The sequence below is a fragment of the Micromonospora sp. DT227 genome, assembly GCF_049841835.1.
In the GTDB taxonomy this organism is placed as follows: domain Bacteria; phylum Actinomycetota; class Actinomycetes; order Mycobacteriales; family Micromonosporaceae; genus Micromonospora.
Genome location: NZ_JBNCLA010000004.1, coordinates 345,152 through 360,631 on the forward strand (window position 1 = coordinate 345,152; position 15,480 = coordinate 360,631).

Annotated in this window: 12 protein-coding genes; 1 reads left to right on the forward strand and 11 read right to left on the reverse strand. The window is 75.4% G+C overall.

Translation table 11 applies throughout. The annotated features are described in order from the left end of the window. Positions 1-30 precede the first annotated feature (30 nt). The 10 genes from ACLQ2W_RS16740 to ACLQ2W_RS16785 form a co-directional block, all read right to left on the reverse strand. A complete protein-coding gene (locus ACLQ2W_RS16740; RefSeq protein ID WP_425787219.1) occupies positions 31-864 on the reverse strand; it encodes a class I SAM-dependent methyltransferase in 834 nt (277 codons plus the stop codon). A 33-nt stretch (positions 865-897) separates the two neighbouring features. After that, on the reverse strand, positions 898-1,671 hold the full coding sequence (locus ACLQ2W_RS16745) for an ABC transporter ATP-binding protein (RefSeq protein ID WP_396770618.1): 774 nt from the start codon (positions 1,669-1,671) through the stop codon (positions 898-900). Continuing rightward, on the reverse strand, positions 1,671-2,408 hold the full coding sequence (locus ACLQ2W_RS16750) for an ABC transporter ATP-binding protein (RefSeq protein ID WP_425787220.1): 738 nt from the start codon (positions 2,406-2,408) through the stop codon (positions 1,671-1,673). The genes ACLQ2W_RS16745 and ACLQ2W_RS16750 overlap by 1 nt, the downstream gene beginning before the upstream one ends. Next, on the reverse strand, positions 2,405-3,409 hold the full coding sequence (locus ACLQ2W_RS16755; protein WP_425787221.1) for a branched-chain amino acid ABC transporter permease: 1,005 nt from the start codon (positions 3,407-3,409) through the stop codon (positions 2,405-2,407). The genes ACLQ2W_RS16750 and ACLQ2W_RS16755 overlap by 4 nt, the downstream gene beginning before the upstream one ends. 11 nt (positions 3,410-3,420) lie before the next feature. Further along, on the reverse strand, positions 3,421-4,293 hold the full coding sequence (locus ACLQ2W_RS16760; protein WP_425787222.1) for a branched-chain amino acid ABC transporter permease: 873 nt from the start codon (positions 4,291-4,293) through the stop codon (positions 3,421-3,423). Between the two features lie 3 nt (positions 4,294-4,296). Continuing rightward, positions 4,297-5,490, reverse strand: coding sequence for an ABC transporter substrate-binding protein (locus tag ACLQ2W_RS16765; protein WP_425787223.1), 1,194 nt, complete (start codon positions 5,488-5,490; stop codon positions 4,297-4,299). Positions 5,491-5,539: 49 nt separating this feature from the next. Then, positions 5,540-5,944, reverse strand: a complete 405-nt coding sequence (locus tag ACLQ2W_RS16770; protein ID WP_107156703.1) for a roadblock/LC7 domain-containing protein — start codon at positions 5,942-5,944, stop codon at positions 5,540-5,542. A 17-nt stretch (positions 5,945-5,961) separates the two neighbouring features. Further along, positions 5,962-8,379 carry a nitrate- and nitrite sensing domain-containing protein gene (locus ACLQ2W_RS16775; protein ID WP_425787224.1) on the reverse strand — a complete coding sequence of 806 codons (2,418 nt, stop codon included), beginning with the start codon at positions 8,377-8,379 and terminating at the stop codon, positions 5,962-5,964. Between the two features lie 253 nt (positions 8,380-8,632). After that, on the reverse strand, positions 8,633-9,082 hold the full coding sequence (locus ACLQ2W_RS16780; protein ID WP_425787225.1) for a helix-turn-helix transcriptional regulator: 450 nt from the start codon (positions 9,080-9,082) through the stop codon (positions 8,633-8,635). 144 nt (positions 9,083-9,226) lie between these two features. Then, positions 9,227-10,495, reverse strand: a complete 1,269-nt coding sequence (locus ACLQ2W_RS16785; RefSeq protein ID WP_425787226.1) for a cytochrome P450 — start codon at positions 10,493-10,495, stop codon at positions 9,227-9,229. Positions 10,496-10,650: 155 nt separating this feature from the next. Between ACLQ2W_RS16785 and ACLQ2W_RS16790 the strand changes: the two genes are divergently transcribed. Beyond that, positions 10,651-11,697 (forward strand): zinc-dependent alcohol dehydrogenase family protein, encoded by a 1,047-nt coding sequence (locus ACLQ2W_RS16790; protein WP_425787227.1) that lies wholly within the window; start codon positions 10,651-10,653, stop codon positions 11,695-11,697. Positions 11,698-11,759: 62 nt separating this feature from the next. Here the strand turns inward: ACLQ2W_RS16790 and ACLQ2W_RS16795 are convergent, their stop codons facing one another. Next, positions 11,760-14,975, reverse strand: a complete 3,216-nt coding sequence (locus ACLQ2W_RS16795; RefSeq protein ID WP_425787228.1) for an Ig-like domain-containing protein — start codon at positions 14,973-14,975, stop codon at positions 11,760-11,762. Between the last annotated feature and the right edge of the window lie 505 nt (positions 14,976-15,480).

Consider the following 15,480-nt stretch of genomic DNA (forward strand, 5'->3'; position numbering starts at 1 on the left):
CGGGGAGCCCGCTGCGCCGAGGCCCGCGCGTCACCGCCGTACCGGACCCGGACGCCGGCCCCGGCTGGACACGAACTGGTACGACATCGCCGCGAACCCGGGGTCGCGCAGCAGCCGGCGGAACGCGTCGAGCTGGCCCGGCGACAGCCCGGCGTCGAGCAGTTCCGGTTCGAGCTGACGGGAGTTCGTGCCGTAGAGCGAGATGCCGAGCGAGCCGCCCGCCCAGCTCTGCGCGTGGCTGACGGTGTCGACGTCGACCAGGCCGGCGGCGGCCAGTTCGGCGTGCACGTCCTGCGCCCAGGCCAGGTCCGCGCCGTGGCTCTGGAGGATGCTCAGCATCGCGTCCGTGACCTGGGCGAAGAGTTTCGCCGCGTCGTCGCTCGGCGCGGTGAGCACCCGCAGTGGCGCGGTGCAGTCGAACTCCTCGACCACCAGCCACCCGCCCGGGGCGAGCGCGCCGGCCAGCGTGCGCAGGACCCGGCGCCGCTCCGGCAGGTGCAGCAGCACCAGCCGGGCGTGGATCACGTCGAACCCGTCCCCCGGCGGCGGCTCCCGGCGCACGTCGTGCCGGCGGACGTCGAGGTTGCCGGCCGGCCGCAGGTGCGTCAGGTCGAGGTCGGTGGCGAGCACCCGGCCGGTCGGGCCGACGGCGGCGGCCATGGCGCGGGCCATCGAGCCGCCGCCGGCGCCGACCTCCCAGCACCGGACGCCGGGGGCGAGCAGCGGCGCGGCGAGCCGGCCGGTGGTGATCGGGTCGAGGAAGGCTTCGAGCGCGTGCAGCTGGGGCACCGCGTCGGCGGCGCCGGTGTCGAAGGCGTAGTCGGTCCCGGGGGCGGACGCGGTCTCGGGGACGTCGGTCGGCATCGTTCCTCATTCCTGTGTTCGCGGTCGGTCGGTTCACGGGCCCGAGGGCGTGGGCAGCCCGGGCCGGGGCCGGGGAGCCGGTGGCTCCGCGACCGCGGCGACGCTGAGCAGCGCCGCCACCGCGCCCGGGTCGGCCCGGGCCTCGTCGGCCGGCCGGTCGTAGACCACCCGGCCGTACTCCAGCACCGCGACCCGGTCGGCGACCTCGACCGCGTGCCGGATCTGCTGCTCCACCAGGAGCACGGTCAGCCCGGCCCCGGCCAGCGACCGGACCAGGTCGCGGACCCGCAGCGCCAGGTCCGGTGCGAGCCCTTCGCACGGCTCGTCGAGCAGCAGCACGCGGGGCTGGCCGAGCAGCGCCCGGGCGATCGCCAGCATCTGCTGTTCGCCGCCGGAGAGCTGGTCGCCGCGGTGTCGCAGCCGGTCGGCGAGCCGGGGCAGCAGCTCCAGCACCCGGGCGACCGTCCAGCCCTCGCCGCCCGGCGTCGCCGCCCGCCACGGCGCGGCGGCCAGGACCAGGTGCTCGGCCACGGTCAGCCGGGAGAAGACCCGCCGGCCCTGCGGCACCAGCCCCACCCCGGCGCGGGCGATCCGGTGCGGCTGCCGGCCGGTGACCGGTACGCCGCCCAGCTCGATCCGCCCGGCGTGCGGCCGGACCAGGCCGGCCACGCAGTGCACGAGCGTGCTCTTGCCGGCGCCGTTGCGGCCCACCACCACCTGCACCGTGCCGGGCCGCACGTCGAGGCTCACCTCGTGCAGCACGGTGCCACCGGCGTAGCCGGCGCAGAGCCGGTCGATGCGCAGCATCACGTCACTCCCTCCGCGTACGCCTCCCGGACCGGGCCGGACGCGCGGATCTCGGCGGGCGACCCGGTGGCGAGCGTCCGGCCGTCGCGCAGCACGGTCACCGTGTCGCAGAGCGCGTAGACCAGGTCCAGCCGGTGCTCGACCAGCAGCACCGCGACCGCGCGGGGCAGCCCGCGCAGGAACTCCACCAGCCAGCCGACCTCCGCCGCGGACAGCCCGGCGGCCGGCTCGTCGAGCAGCAGCAGCCGGGGCCGCCCGGCCAGCGCCACCGCGATCTCCAGTTGCCGGCGCTGCCCGTGGGCGAACTGCCCGGCCGGCGTCGCGGCGAGGTCGCCGAGGCCGACCCGGTCCAGCAGCGCGTCCGCGGTACGCCCGGCCGCCCGCCGCCGCGCCGCCGGCTGCCACCGGCCGGCCCGCCGGGGCAGCGCGGCGACCAGCACGTTCTCCCGGGCGGTCAGCGAACCCCAGACGGCGGGACGCTGGTGGATCCGGCCGAGGCCGCGCCGGGCCCGGGCGGCCGGCCCGAGCCCTGTGACGTCGTGCCCGCCCAGCCTGATCCGGCCGGCGGCCGGCCGGGTGGCGCCGGCCACCACGTCGAGCAGCGTGGTCTTGCCCGCGCCGTTCGGCCCGATCAGCGCGTGCCGCTGCCCCAGCGGCAGCCGCAGGTCGACGCCGTCCAGCGCGGTCAACGACCCGTACCGCACGGTGACCGCCTCGGCGGTGAGCAGCGGCGTCATGCGCGTACCCCGGTCACGGCGGGTGGCCGGCGGGCGTCGCCGGGACGCGCGTCGTCCGGGGCGGACGGCGGCCGTGCACGCCCGGCCCGCCGGGTGCGACGGGCGGTGGGCAGCAGGTGCGCGACCACGACGAAGGCCAGGCCCAGCACCAGCGGCGCCTGCCCGGGCAACGCGCCGAACAGCCAGTCCCGGGCGGCGACCACCAGCACGGCGCCGACCAGCGCGCCGCCGACCGAGGCGGTCCCGCCGACGACCACGCCGAGCAGCAGCAACGCGGAGGTGTCGAACCCGAAGTCGGCCGGCGAGACGTACTGCTGCGCGGTGACCAGCAGCGAGCCGGCGGCACCGGCGATCGCGCCGGCGGCGACGTGGACGCCGGCCACGTGCGCCGCCACCCGGTGTCCGCTGGCCCGCAGCCGCGCCTCGTCGTCCCGGCCGGCCCGCAGCAGCAGCCCGACCCGGCCGCGCAGCACCAGCAGCACCAGGCCGGCCAGCACCGCCACCACCACCAGCGTGTAGAGGTAGCGGGCCCGGTCGGTGGCCAGCACCGGCAGCCCCCACAGCGGCCGGGTCGCGGCGATGCCGGCGAGACCGTCCGTGCCGCCGGTCACCGACGTCCACCGGCCGGCGAGGACCACCGCCAGCTCGCCGACCGCCAGCGTGATCATCAGGAGCACCACGCCACGGGCCGGGAGCACCAGCGGCAGCGCCACCACGGCCAACGCCGCCCCCGCCCCGGCCGCGACGAGCAGGTGCACCGGCCCGACGTCGGAAAGCTGGCCGCCGACCACCGCGCCGGCGTACGCGCCGGCCGCGTAGGGCGCGGTCTGGCCGAGCGTGGGCAGCCCGGCGACGCCGGTCAGCAGCGCGACGCTCACCGCGACCAGGCCCAACGCCAGCGTGCGGGCCAGCAACGCCACGGTGTAGTCGTCCACCGTCCAGGGCGCGGCGACCAGGCCGACCAGCACCGCCACGGCGACGGCCACGCGCAGCGCCCGCACGGCCCGGTCCCTCATGTCGCCCGCCGGGCGGTGGCCAGGCCGCGCGCCCGGACCGCGAGCACCACCGCCATGGCGGCGAAGAGCAGGAACGGGGCGGCCGACGGGACGAGCGCCACGCCGAGCGTCTGGATCTGGCCGACCGCCAGCGCCGCGAGCAGCGTGCCGCTCATCGAGCCGAGGCCACCGAGCACCACCACGACCAGGGAGAGCAGCAGCACCGCGTCGGCGGTGCCCGGCCCCGGACCGATGATCGGCGCGCCGAGCACGCCCGCGGCCCCGGCCAGCGCACCGGCCGCGGCCAGCACGCCGACCCGCACCACGGCCGGGCTCACCCCGAGCATGGCGACCATCTCGGCGTCGTCGACCGCGGCCCGCACCAGCATGCCGGCCCGGGTGCGACGCACCACCAGGTGCAGCAGGCCGGCGAGCAACGCGGCCACCAGGATGAAGACCAGCCGGTACGCGGCGTAGCGGTGCCCCGCCACCGCCACCGACCCGTCCAGCGCGGCCGGTACCCGGACCGGCGGGTCGTCCGGGCCGAACGCGGCCACCAGCAGGCTGCCGCCGGCCAGCGCGACGCCGAAGGTGACGAGCGCCTGGCTGAGGTGCCCGGCCGCCGCGACGCGGGTGAGCAGCACCGCGACCAGCGCACCGGCGGCGGTGGCGGCGAGCACACCGACCGCTAGCGCGAGCGCCAGGCTGGCCCAGCCACCGTCCAGCAGCGCGGCGGCGGTGTAGCCGCCGACCGCGAACAGCGTGCCGTGGGCCAGGTTCAGGATGCCGGCCACGCCGAAGCAGAGCACCAGCCCGGACGCGGCGACGAACACCAGCAGCCCGTAGGCGACCCCGTCCACGGCCGGGACGACGTACGGGTCGACCGGCACGTCTCAGCCGCCCACGGTGGCGAGGTCGCCGACCACGGTGTTGGACAGCGCCCGGCCGTCCGGGCGGACCTGACGCAGGTACCACTTCTGCACCGGGGCGTGGGTGGTCGGCGAGAACTGCCAGGTGCCGCGCGGGCTGGCGATCTGCCCGAGCTGACCGATGGCCGCGTTGATCCGGTCCGGGGTGGCGTCGTCGCCGGCCGCCGCGATCGCCCGGTCCAGCACCGCCGCCGCGTCGTAGGAGGCCATCGCGTACGTCGTCGGGGAGCCGTCGTGCTCGGCCTTCCAGGCGGCCACGAAGGCCCGGTTCTCCGCGTTGTCCAGGTCCGGTGAGTAGTTCAGCACCGAGTAGATGTCCCGCGCGGCGTCGCCCTGCGCGTCGAGCACACCGCCCTCGGTCAGGAAGCCGGCGGCGTAGAGCGGCACGTCCCTGATCTCCGAGCGGGCGTACTGCTTGACGAAGTCGACGGCGGCGCTGCCGGCGTAGAACGTGTAGACCGCGTCCGCGCCGGAGGCCTTGATCCGGGCGAAGTACGGGGTGAAGTTGGTGGTCGCCGGGAACGGCGTGAACGTGGTCCTGCCGTCCGGGTTGGCGAGCTTCCCGCCGGCCTTGGCGTACGCCTCGGTGAAGCCCCGCAGCTCGTCCCAGCCGCCCTGGTAGTCCGGGCCGATCGCGTAGACGCTGCCCTTGACGTCCTCGCGCACGTGCGCCGCGATCGCCTCGCCGGGCTCGTCGGAGAGGTAGGAGGTGTGCCAGACCCGGGACACGTCCTTGAGTTCCGGCCGTCCGTTGGAGCCGACGAACGGCACCTTCGTCTCGGTGAGCAGCGGTTGGACCGCGGCCACCGAGCCGCCGCCGACGATGCCGGTGAGCGCCGCCACCCGGTCCTGTTTGAGCAGCTTGGTGGCGGCGGGCACGGCGGTGGCCGCGCCGTTGCCCTCGTCGGCGACGACCAGCTCGACGGTCCGCCCGCCGAGCTTGCCGTCGTGCGCGGACAGGTAGAGCTGGAAACCGTCGCGGATGTCCTTGCCGACCGACTGGTAGGTGCCGGAGAGCGAGGCGAGCAGGCCGATCTTGACGGTGCCGCCGGGACCGGCGGCCGGGCCGTCGTCGGCGCAGGCGGGCGCCGCGAGCAGGACGAGCGCGAGCAGCGCCGCGGTGCGGACACGGCTGCGCCGGGTCAGGGTCAGGGACATGGTGTCTCTCCTGGTGTCAGGGGTGCGGAGTCCGGCGGGACGCCGGCGGTCAGCGGCTGCGGCTCAGGGCCGCCCGGGCCGCGGGGGTGAGCGCGTCGCCGATGCGGTTCGCCAACTCGGCCATCTCGTAGGAGACCTTGCCGACGTCGCACCGCGGATCGGCGAGCACGAGCAGGGAGGCGCCGTCGTTGAACGCCATGGAGAACATGAAGCCGCCCTCCAGCTGGGTGACGTTGGAGATCACCGCGCCGGCGTCGAAGAACGCCGCCGCCCCGCGCAGCAGGCTGACCAGCCCGCTGCCGGTGGCCGCCAACTGGTCGGCCCGGTCCGGTGGGAGGCCGCGGGTGGCGGCCACCATCAGACCGTCGCTGGAGATGGCGATCGCGTGGGTGACCTCGGCGGCGCGCTCGGCGAACGCGTCCAGCAGCCAGCCGAGATCCTGGTGGTCGGTCACGTGCACTCCCTGTCGGGTCAGTTGGTGATCAGGTTGGTCCGGCGGCCGGCGACCCCGCGGGCGTACGCCGCCATGGCGGTGGCCACCCGCGCCGGGTCCCGGTGCTCGGTGGCCTGCCGGGGCGCCGGGACACCGCCGGGCACCAGGTGCTCCTGCGGCTGCCGGCGCGGCAGCCCGGACGTGGTGGTGCCGGCGACCCGGGGCTCGTCGGCGCGCGCCGCGGTGCGCCAGGCGTCGTCCGCCGGGCCGGCCCAGGACGCGGCGTCGCCCGGCCGGTCGGCCTGGAACCAGTGGTTGACCTGGTCGAAGATGATCAGCTCCTCGGTGGGGGCGTCGGCGGCGGCCGACGACGCCGGCTGGAACACCGGAGCGACCGGGAGCGCCCGGTCGGCGGCCGGGCCACCGGCCCAGGGCTGCGGGGCGGGCCGCGCGCCGGCGGGCACCACAGCGGGCCGCGCGCCGGCGGGCACGACGGTGGCCGGCACGACCGGGGACGCGACCGTGGCGCGGGCCGCCCGGCGGGACGGTCGCTCGGGGGTGAGCAGGAACTCCTCGGGCGGCAGCGGCCGGAGCAGCGCGGCCGGCAGGGCCACCTCGGCGATGGTGCCGCGCCGCGGCCCGGACCGGAGCTGCACGGCGGCGCCCAGCCGGGTGGCGAGCTGCCCCACCACGACCAGTCCCATCGCCCGCACGGTGGCCACGTCGATGGCGGGCGGCTGGGCGAGCAGGTCGTTGAGCTGCTGCCGCCGGTGCGGGGGCAGGCCGACGCCCTCGTCGCTGATCTGCACGATCACCCGGTCGCCGAGGCTCCGGCCGGTCACCCACGCCTCGGTCGCCGGCGGCGAGTAGCCGGTGGCGTTCTCCATCAGCTCGGCCAGCAGGTGCACCACCTCGTCGACCGACTCGGCGGCCACCGCGACGTCGCCGTCGACCAGGCCGAGACGGATGCGGGCGTAGTGCTCGATCTGGCTCTGCGCGGCCTGGAGCACCTGCGGCAGCGGCACGTCGTGGTGGCGGACCCGTCCGACGCCCACCCCGCCCAGCACGAGCAGGCTGGCGTTGATCCGGCCCATCCGGGTGGCGAGGTTGTCCAGCGCGTAGAGCTGGTGCAGCCGGTCCGGGTCGGTCTCGTCCCGTTCGACGCGGTCCACCTGGGCCAGCACGGCGTCGACCAGGCGCTGTTCCCGCCGGCTCAGGTGGATGAAGATCTCCGCCGTGTTGGCCCGCATCACGGCCTGCTCCGCGGCGGTCCGCACGGCGGCCCGGTGCACCGCGTTGAACGCCTGCCCGACCTCGCCGATCTCGTCGTCGCCGGAGACCTCCAGCGCGTCGACGGCCTGGCGACGGGCCAGGTCGTCCGGGTCGACCGAGGCGCTGTCCGGCTCCTGGAGCCGGGCCACCACCTGGGGCAGCCGCTCGAACGCGACCGCGTTGGCCGCGTCCCGCAGCCGGCGCAGCCGCCGGGTGATCTGGCGGGCCACCGCCCAGGTGACCAGCGCGGTGAGCAGCAGGGCCAGCAGGGCCGCCGCCGCCTCCACCACGGTACGGCGACGTTGGTCCGCGTGCGCGGCCCGGATGTCGTCGAGCACCGCCCCGTCGACCCGCAGGCGCAGCTCGGCCAGGCGGACCGCCCACTGCTGGGTGGCGGTGAGCCAGGTGCCGAGATCCAGTTCGAGGCGGTCGCCGGCTGCCGTCCGGGCCACCTGGTCGAGGAGCCGTTGCAGCCGCAGCGCGTTCTCGCCGCTGCCGGCCTGCTCCCACCAGCCCTGCCAGGCCGGCCGGGCGAGCGCCAGGAAGGTCAGCGACGCCTCGGTGACGCCGGTCCGGGCGGCGGTGATGTCCTGCTGGAGCGCGGGCGTCACCTGGCCGGCGGTGACCGCGCGCAGCACGGCCACCTGCTGCTGACCGACCGCCTCGGCCACTTTGGACAGCGCGGCGGAGGCGCGGATGCCGTCCGCGATCCGCGGCTCGACCACGCCGAGCGTGACGCTCTCCCGGAGACCGAGCAGGTCGGCGATGACGATGCGGTAGCTGAACGTCATCGCCGAGACGGAGGCGCGTTCGGCGGTGCGGACCTGCGCGCGCAGCGGGGCGAGGTTGGCCAGCGCCGCGTCGATCCGCGGCAGGATGGCCTGTTCGGCGGCGGCGCCGGCGGGCATCCGGGCCCGCTGCCGGCGGTATCCGGCGACCGCCGCGTCGGTGGCGGTGGTGGCGTCCGCGAACGCGTCCTGCTGGTCGGGGGCGCCCCGGGTGAGCAGGTCGGCGGCGACGATCCGCTCGTGCTGCAACCGGTGGGCCAGGCCACCCGCCTCGGCGCCGAGCTGGGCGAGCTGGCCGAGATCGCTGGCGCGGGCGGTCTGTCGGGCGCTCTCGGTCAGCGCCAGTCCGGCGAAGCCCATCACGGCGACGAGCGGGGCCGCCACGATGAGGCGCATCCGGCCGCCGATGCGCCACCGACGGCGACGGGGCGGGTAGGGTCGGGCCGCGTGGGACCTCGTGCTCGACGCCACTGCTGACTCCCCGCGCTGATCGGCAAACTTCTATCTGCACTTGCGGATTGCACGTCTCATTCCGCCGGAAGCCGCGCGCCGAGGCCAGACCCGACCGTGGTACAAACAGGCCGTACCAGCATCTGTACCCAGAGGCGGCGACGCCGACGGCAACCCCCGACCGAGGCATCGACCCCGGTCAGCGCCGGTTGGCCGCCGGCGGCGGCGGGCCCTCCGGTTCGGGCTGCGCGAGCACCTGACCGATCAGTTCCCGTAGCTCGTCGATCGCCGCCACCACCGCCTGCGGATCGCGCGGATCGCGCCGCGCGGCCGGTGGGCCGGCCGGGTCCACCTCGCCGAGCCGGGGCCCCCGCCGGCCGTCCGCCGCCAACTGCTCGGCGGCGACCTGCGGCCACAGCTCGGCGAGCCGCCCGCCGGTGGCGAGCACCTCGTCACACCGGACGGCGAACTCCGGGCTGCCGAACCGCCGGCCGGACTCGACCGCGGCGACCGTCTCCCGGCTGAACCGCACCCGCTCGGCCAGCGCCCGCTGGGTCAGGCCACGCCGGGTCCGCCAGCGGCGCAGCTCGGCACGGAACTGGCGGCTGGCGGCGGAGGGAGCGGCGCTCGACGCGGGCGTGCGATCCATGTGCTCACCTTCGCGACGCCGGACCGGCATCGGCAGCAGATCGAGGACGGGCGATGACTGGGCGTTCGCAGGGGGTCATTCTTAACCCACCGGCGTACGGGTGTGAAGACGTGACTGCGCTGCGTGTCCGCTGACCTCGCCCGGTCACGCCACCGGCCGCGCGACCGGACGGCGGTCGGTCGGCACCGGCGGCGCGACGGTCACCGGCAGCCCGCGGTGCGCGCGGAACGCCAGGTTGGGCCGGAAGACGCGGGGATGCCCCGGGGCCGGCCGCAGGTCCGGCAGGGCCGCGGCGAGCCGGGTGAGCGCGGTGCCCGCCTCCAGCCGGGCCAACGCCGCGCCGATGCAGAAATGCGGGCCGTGACCGAAGGAGAGGTGGTCGTGCGCGTCCGGCCGGTCCGGGTCGAACCGGTCCGGGTGGCCGAACACCGCCGGGTCCCGGTTGGCGGCGCCGATCAGCAACAGGCAGCGCGCCCCGGCCGGGATGGCCACGCCGCCCAGCGTGACCGGGTGGTTGGTGACCCGCAGCCAGCCGTCGATGGCGGGCGCGAAGCGCAGCGTCTCGGTGACGAACGCCGGGACCCGCTCCGGGCGCTCGGCGAGCGAGCGCCACCGGCCCGGTTCGGACAGCGCCCGGTCCACCGCGTGGGCGAGCAGCCCGGCCGTGGTCTCGTGCCCGGCCACCAGCAGGTTGAACACGATGCTCGACGCCTCGGCGACGGTCAGCACCTCGTCGTCGCCGCCCCGGTACGCCAGCAGCTCGGCGACGTAGTCGTCACCGCCGCCGTCCAGCCGGCGCCACACCAGGTGCTGGCAGTAGTGCCAGAACTCCAGCAGCCCGCCGGCCAGCCGGACCTGCTCGGCCGGGTCGGGGCTGCCCCAGATCAGGGCGATCTGCCCGTCCGCCCAGGCCCGGATGCGCGGCACGTCGCCCGCCGGCACGCCGAGGATGTCGAGCAGCACCAGCAGCGGCAGCTCGGCGGTGAACGCCGGGACCAGGTCGACCTCGTCGCCGGCCCGGGCGGCCAGCCGCGCCACCAGCTCGTCCACCCGGCGACGCACGATCCGGCCGTAGCGCTGCTCCACCCGTTCCGGGGTGTTGGCGAACGTGACCCGCAGCGCCCGGCGGGTACGGGGGTGCACCGGCGGGTCGGCCGCGGCGGTGGTGGGTGGCGCGTCGATGCCGGCGACCAGGGCGAGCGCCTCGGGGCAGATGTCGTACACCGGGGCGAGCGTGAGCGCGTTGCCGAACGTCCGCGCGTCGGCCAGCACCCGCCGGACATCGGCGTGCCGGGTGATCAGCCACAACCCGAGTTCCTCGTCGTGGTGCACGCCGCCGTCGGCGGCCAGCAGGCGGGCCCAGACGCCGGCCGGGTCGGTGAGATACGCTCCCGCGAACGGATTCAACCGCATGACCGCCTCCTGCACTACCGGCCGCTTTCCTTACCGTGCGCCACCACACGAACACGCGTCAAGATTTGCCGGCATCAATATATTTCTGCCGCTTTCCCGCAACATGCGCCCTGCCCCTTGCCCTCCGCACATCAGGCGCGGGGGAGGATGGTGGGATGCGGGCGGTGGTGTTCGAGGAGTTCAACGCGTGGCCCGAGGTGCGGGAAGTGGCCGACCCCGCCCCGGCGCGCGACGGGGTGGTCGTCCGGGTCGGCGCGACCGGGCTGTGCCGCAGCGACTGGCACGGCTGGCAGGGCCACGACCCGGACATCCGGCTCCCGCACGTGCCCGGGCACGAGTTCGCCGGTGTCGTCGCCGCGGTCGGCGCCGACGTACGCGGCTGGCGGCCGGGCGACCGGGTCACCGCGCCGTTCGTCTGCGCCTGCGGGCGGTGCCCCACCTGCCTCGTCGGTGACCAGCAGGTCTGCGAGCGGCAGACCCAGCCGGGCTTCACCGACTGGGGCTCGTTCGCGGAGTACGTGGCGGTGCGGCACGCCGACGTCAACCTGGTCCGGCTGCCGGACGAGGTGGACGACGGGACCGCCGCCGCGCTCGGCTGCCGGTTCGCCACCGCGTTCCGGGCCGTGGTCGCGCAGGGCCGGGTGGCCGCGGGCGAGTGGGTGGCCGTACACGGGTGCGGCGGGGTGGGCCTGTCCGCCGTGATGATCGCGGCGGCGAGCGGCGCCCGGGTGGTGGCCGTGGACGTCGTGCCCGCCGCGCTGGCGCTGGCCCGGCGCAGCGGCGCCGCGGTCTGCCTGGACGGGTCCGCGCTCGGCGGACCCGGCGAGGTGGCCGCCGCGGTCCGGGACGCGACCGGCGGCGGCGCCCACCTCTCGCTCGACGCGTTGGGCAGCCACGCGACCTGCGTCGCCTCGATCGAGGGCCTGCGCCGGCGCGGCCGGCACGTGCAGGTCGGGCTGCTGCCCGCCGCGCAGGGCCGGCCGGCGCTGCCGATGGACCTGGTGATCGCCCACGAGCTGGAGTTGCGGGGCAGCCACGGGATGCCCGCCCACGCCTATCCCGAGCTGCTGCGGCTGGTCACCGCCGGGGTGCTGCGCCCCGGCGAGCTGGTCACCGGCGTCATCGGGCTGGCCGACGCGCCCGCGGCGCTGGCCACCATGGACCGGCCGGGCACCGCCGGGATGCGGCTCGTCCGCCCCTGACGGCGACGGGCCGGCCCGGCGTCGGGAGGACCCGACGCGGACCGGCCCGCGGCCGACCGGGATCAGTCGGTGACGGTCACCGAGACGGTACGGACCGGCTGCTGGTACTGCCCGTAGTTGTCCATGCCCCGGATCGTCACCGTGTACGTGCCGGCCGGCACGACCGGCGACGTGTACGCGAAGTTCGACCCCGGCGAACCCGGGCTGGTGAGGAACGCCGCGATCCAGGTGCCCGCCCGGCCGAACGTGCCGGCCGCGTTCATGCCCTGCCCGGCGGCGTTGGTGATCTGCAATTCCACCTTCTGCATGCCGACGTCGTCGACCGCCCGGCCGGTCACCACGATCCGGCCACCGGGGTAGACCTCGCCCTCGACCGGCGTGATGCTCGGCTCCAGCGTCGGGTCGGCGTCACCCGGGTAGACCAGGTACTTCGCGGTGGCGCCACTGGTCGAGCCGTCCTGCTGGCCGGCCGTGTCCACCGCCCACGCCTCGACGCTGTAGGTGCCCTTCGTGGGCAGGTCGACCGGGAGCGTGAACGTGGTGCTGGTGGCGTTCGGGGCGGCGAGCGTCGCGTCGAGCGTGGCGAACGCGGCGGCCATCGTGCCGTTCGGCTGGACGTACCGGCCGGTGTCCAGGTCGCGCAGCGCCACCCGGACGGCCTTGACGCCCTTGTCGTCGGTCGCCGTGCCGGCCAGGTCGAGGTGCAGCCGGTCGACGTTCTGGTCGGTCCCGGTGAAGCTGAGCAGCCCGTTCGGGAACGCGTCGCCGGGCACCTGCGCGGTGACGGTGAGCCGGCCCAGGTTGGTGTTGGACGTGGTCAGGCCGAGCCTGTCGGTGGCGCGTACCCGGAAGTCGTAGACGCCGGGGGTGAGCGGAACCGTGGTGAAGGACCAGTCGAACGTGGCGGCGTCGAGGTTGGTCGGCGAGATCCGGTGGTACGCGGCGACCGAGTCGGCGCCCCAGGTGCCGTCCGCGGCCAGCGCCTCGCGGGTGGTGTTGTTGCGCAGGTAGATCTCGACCGACTTCAGCGCGTCCTCGTCGGCGGCGGTGCCGGCGAACGTGACGGTGGCGCCCGGCGCCACGGTCAGCGGCGCGGCGGCGGTGGGCGGGGTCATCGCCACCGGCGCGGTGATCGCCACGGTCGGCGGGACACCGGTCGCCGAGACGGTCCAGTCCCGGGTGTCGCCGCGCAGGTCGCTCTGTCCGGCCGTGTCGACCGCGGTGGCGGTCATCCGCCACTGCCCCTCGGTCGGCAGCGTCACCTCGTACTGCCAGGTGGCGGACGTCGCGCCGAGCACGTCCGGCTCGCCCCGGAACGTGTTGTAGACCGCCGCGACGCTGCCGTCGTCCTGCAGGTACCGGTTGTCCGGCGTGCGGAACGAGTAGATCATCGAGCTGACGCCCTTGTCGTCGGTCGCGGTGCCGGTGGCGACGAAGCTCTGGGTGGCGATCAGGCCGGCGGTCGGCGCGGTGATCCGGGTGGCCGGCGGCAGGTCGTCGAAGCGGAACGCCTCGATCTTCTTGATCGCCTTGGTGGTGTCGCCGGCCCCGTCGCGGCCGACCGTCCTCGCCTGGATCTGGTAGACGCCGGCCGGCAGCGACACCGGGAGCTTCCAGGTGGTGGACGTGGCGTTCGGCGCGGCGACCGTGGCGTTCAGCGACTTGAACGCACCCCAGGTCGTCAGGTCGGCCTGGAGGTACTTGCCGCTGTTGCGGTCCATGACCTCGACCTGGACCTTGGACACGCCGGCCGGGGCGAGCGCCTGGCCACCCAGGTCGAACGACTCGCCGGCCTGCTTCACCGCGCCCTCGATCGGCGTGGTGACCGTGGTGTCCAGCGCCGACGGCGCCGGCTCCTTGGACAGGTCGAAGAACGCGACCCGACCGGTCGTCTTGCCGCCCTTGACGTTGCCGTCGCCGCCGACCAGCAGGCCGCGCGCGGTGGCCAGCATCGCCTTCTCCCCCTCGTACGAGTTGGAGCCGGGGTTCCACTCCAGCGCGGTGCCGGTGAGCGGGTCCAGCGCGCCGAGGTGGTCGCGGCGGACCACCTGGTCGCCGAGGCCGTAGCCGCTCAGGCCCTGGCCGGTGCCGTAGCCGACGTTGTCCAGCCCGGGCCACGGCACGTTCGAGGTGGGCGACTCCTGCCAGCTGAAGTGACCGCCGACGTAGACGGCGGTTTCGGTGATCGCGACCGAGTAGATGCTGTCGAAGTGCCGGGAGATCCAGAGCGGCTCGACGTGGTCGTTTCCGGTCAGCGAGTACGCGATGGCGGTGTCGTTGATCGGCGGCCGGTCGCCGCCCGAGCCGCTGGTGACCACGAAGTACGAGTCGTCCGGCGCGATGTCACCGGCGAAGACGCGCTGGATGCCGCCGACGAAGGAGAGGTTGTCCTCCCACAGTCGGGTCCGCCACGGCAGCAGCGCCTTGCTGGCCGTACCGATCAGGGCCACGCCGTAGCGGTCCTGCCCGGCGATCTGGCGGCCGGTGTGCACGACCAGCAGCTTGCTGCGGTCGTGGGTGAGCTTGAGCTGCTGCACGGTGAGCATGCCGCCGACGCCGATGCCGCCGGTGACCGGCAGGTCGAACGCGGTGTCGACGGCGCCGGTGGTCGGGTTCAGCGCGGCCAGGCCGCTGCGGGCGACGCCGTTGACGGTGGCGAACTGGCCGCCGACGTAGACGGCGGTGGGGCTCACGGCCAGCGCGGTCGCCCGCGCGTTGGCGGTCGCGGTGAACGCGGCCACCGGCGCGCCGGTGGTCGGGTTGAGCCGGGCGATCTTGCGCTTGGTGACGCCGTTGATCGTGTTGAACGAGCCGGCGATGTAGAGCGACGTGCCGTCCGGCGACGCCTCGACGGCCGCCACCGCGCCGTCGATGGTCGGCTTGAAGCCGGTGTCCACCTTGCCGGTGTCCAGGTTGTACGAGGCCAGCGACTTCTGCGCGATCGCCGTGCCGCCGACGTTCGCGATCGAGGTGAACGTGCCGGCGATGAAGACCCGGTTGCCGATCACCTCGATGTCGGTGATCTCGCCGTTGGTGATCCGCGGCGTGTCGGTGCGGGGCGTGCTCGGCATCAGCCGGGTGTCCCCCGGCGTGACCTGCGCCCTGGTGGCGACCGTCCGGGCGGCGCCGAGCGCGGCGCTGCCCCCCGTCGCCTGGGCGCCGGTGCGCCCGGTGACACCGGCGTCGGTGACGGTGACGACGCCGGCCAGTGCCGGCACCCCCGCCACCACGACCGCGCCGGCGGCGAGCACCGCTACCGCGCGACTCCAAACTCGCATCGAGACAACTCTCCCTGTCCGCCCGGACGGCGCCCCTCGGGTGGCTCCCGACTTCCCTCCGTCCGCGTGCCGGACGTCACCGTAGGAGGCAAGGAGTTCTCGCGATACGCCGCCGCACCGGTAATCGACCGCTCGTCATCAATTCCGGCCACACGGCGGCCCCGCTCCACCGATCGGCCGGCCGGACGCCTACCGCCCGGGCCCCCGCCGCGCCTTTCGGCCGTCCCGCGCCGTCCGGTGCGTCCGCCATGATCGATTCCACCCTCGGCGCGGCGGCGGAGAGCGGAGTGGTGACCGGTGGGCGACCGTCGGGGCGTCAAATGCCGACACAAAGCGCCGAGCGGGGGAAGCGTTTTCGGCGAACCGTGAACATCCGACAGCGGCGGGGTCGCCGGAGCAATTGCCGAATTGATCGCGAGAAATCGGCGGGCTGGTGCCGGAACGCGCACACTGATTGTCGGCGACCGGAAACCTCGCCAGCCTCGCCACGAACCGTATTCCATTG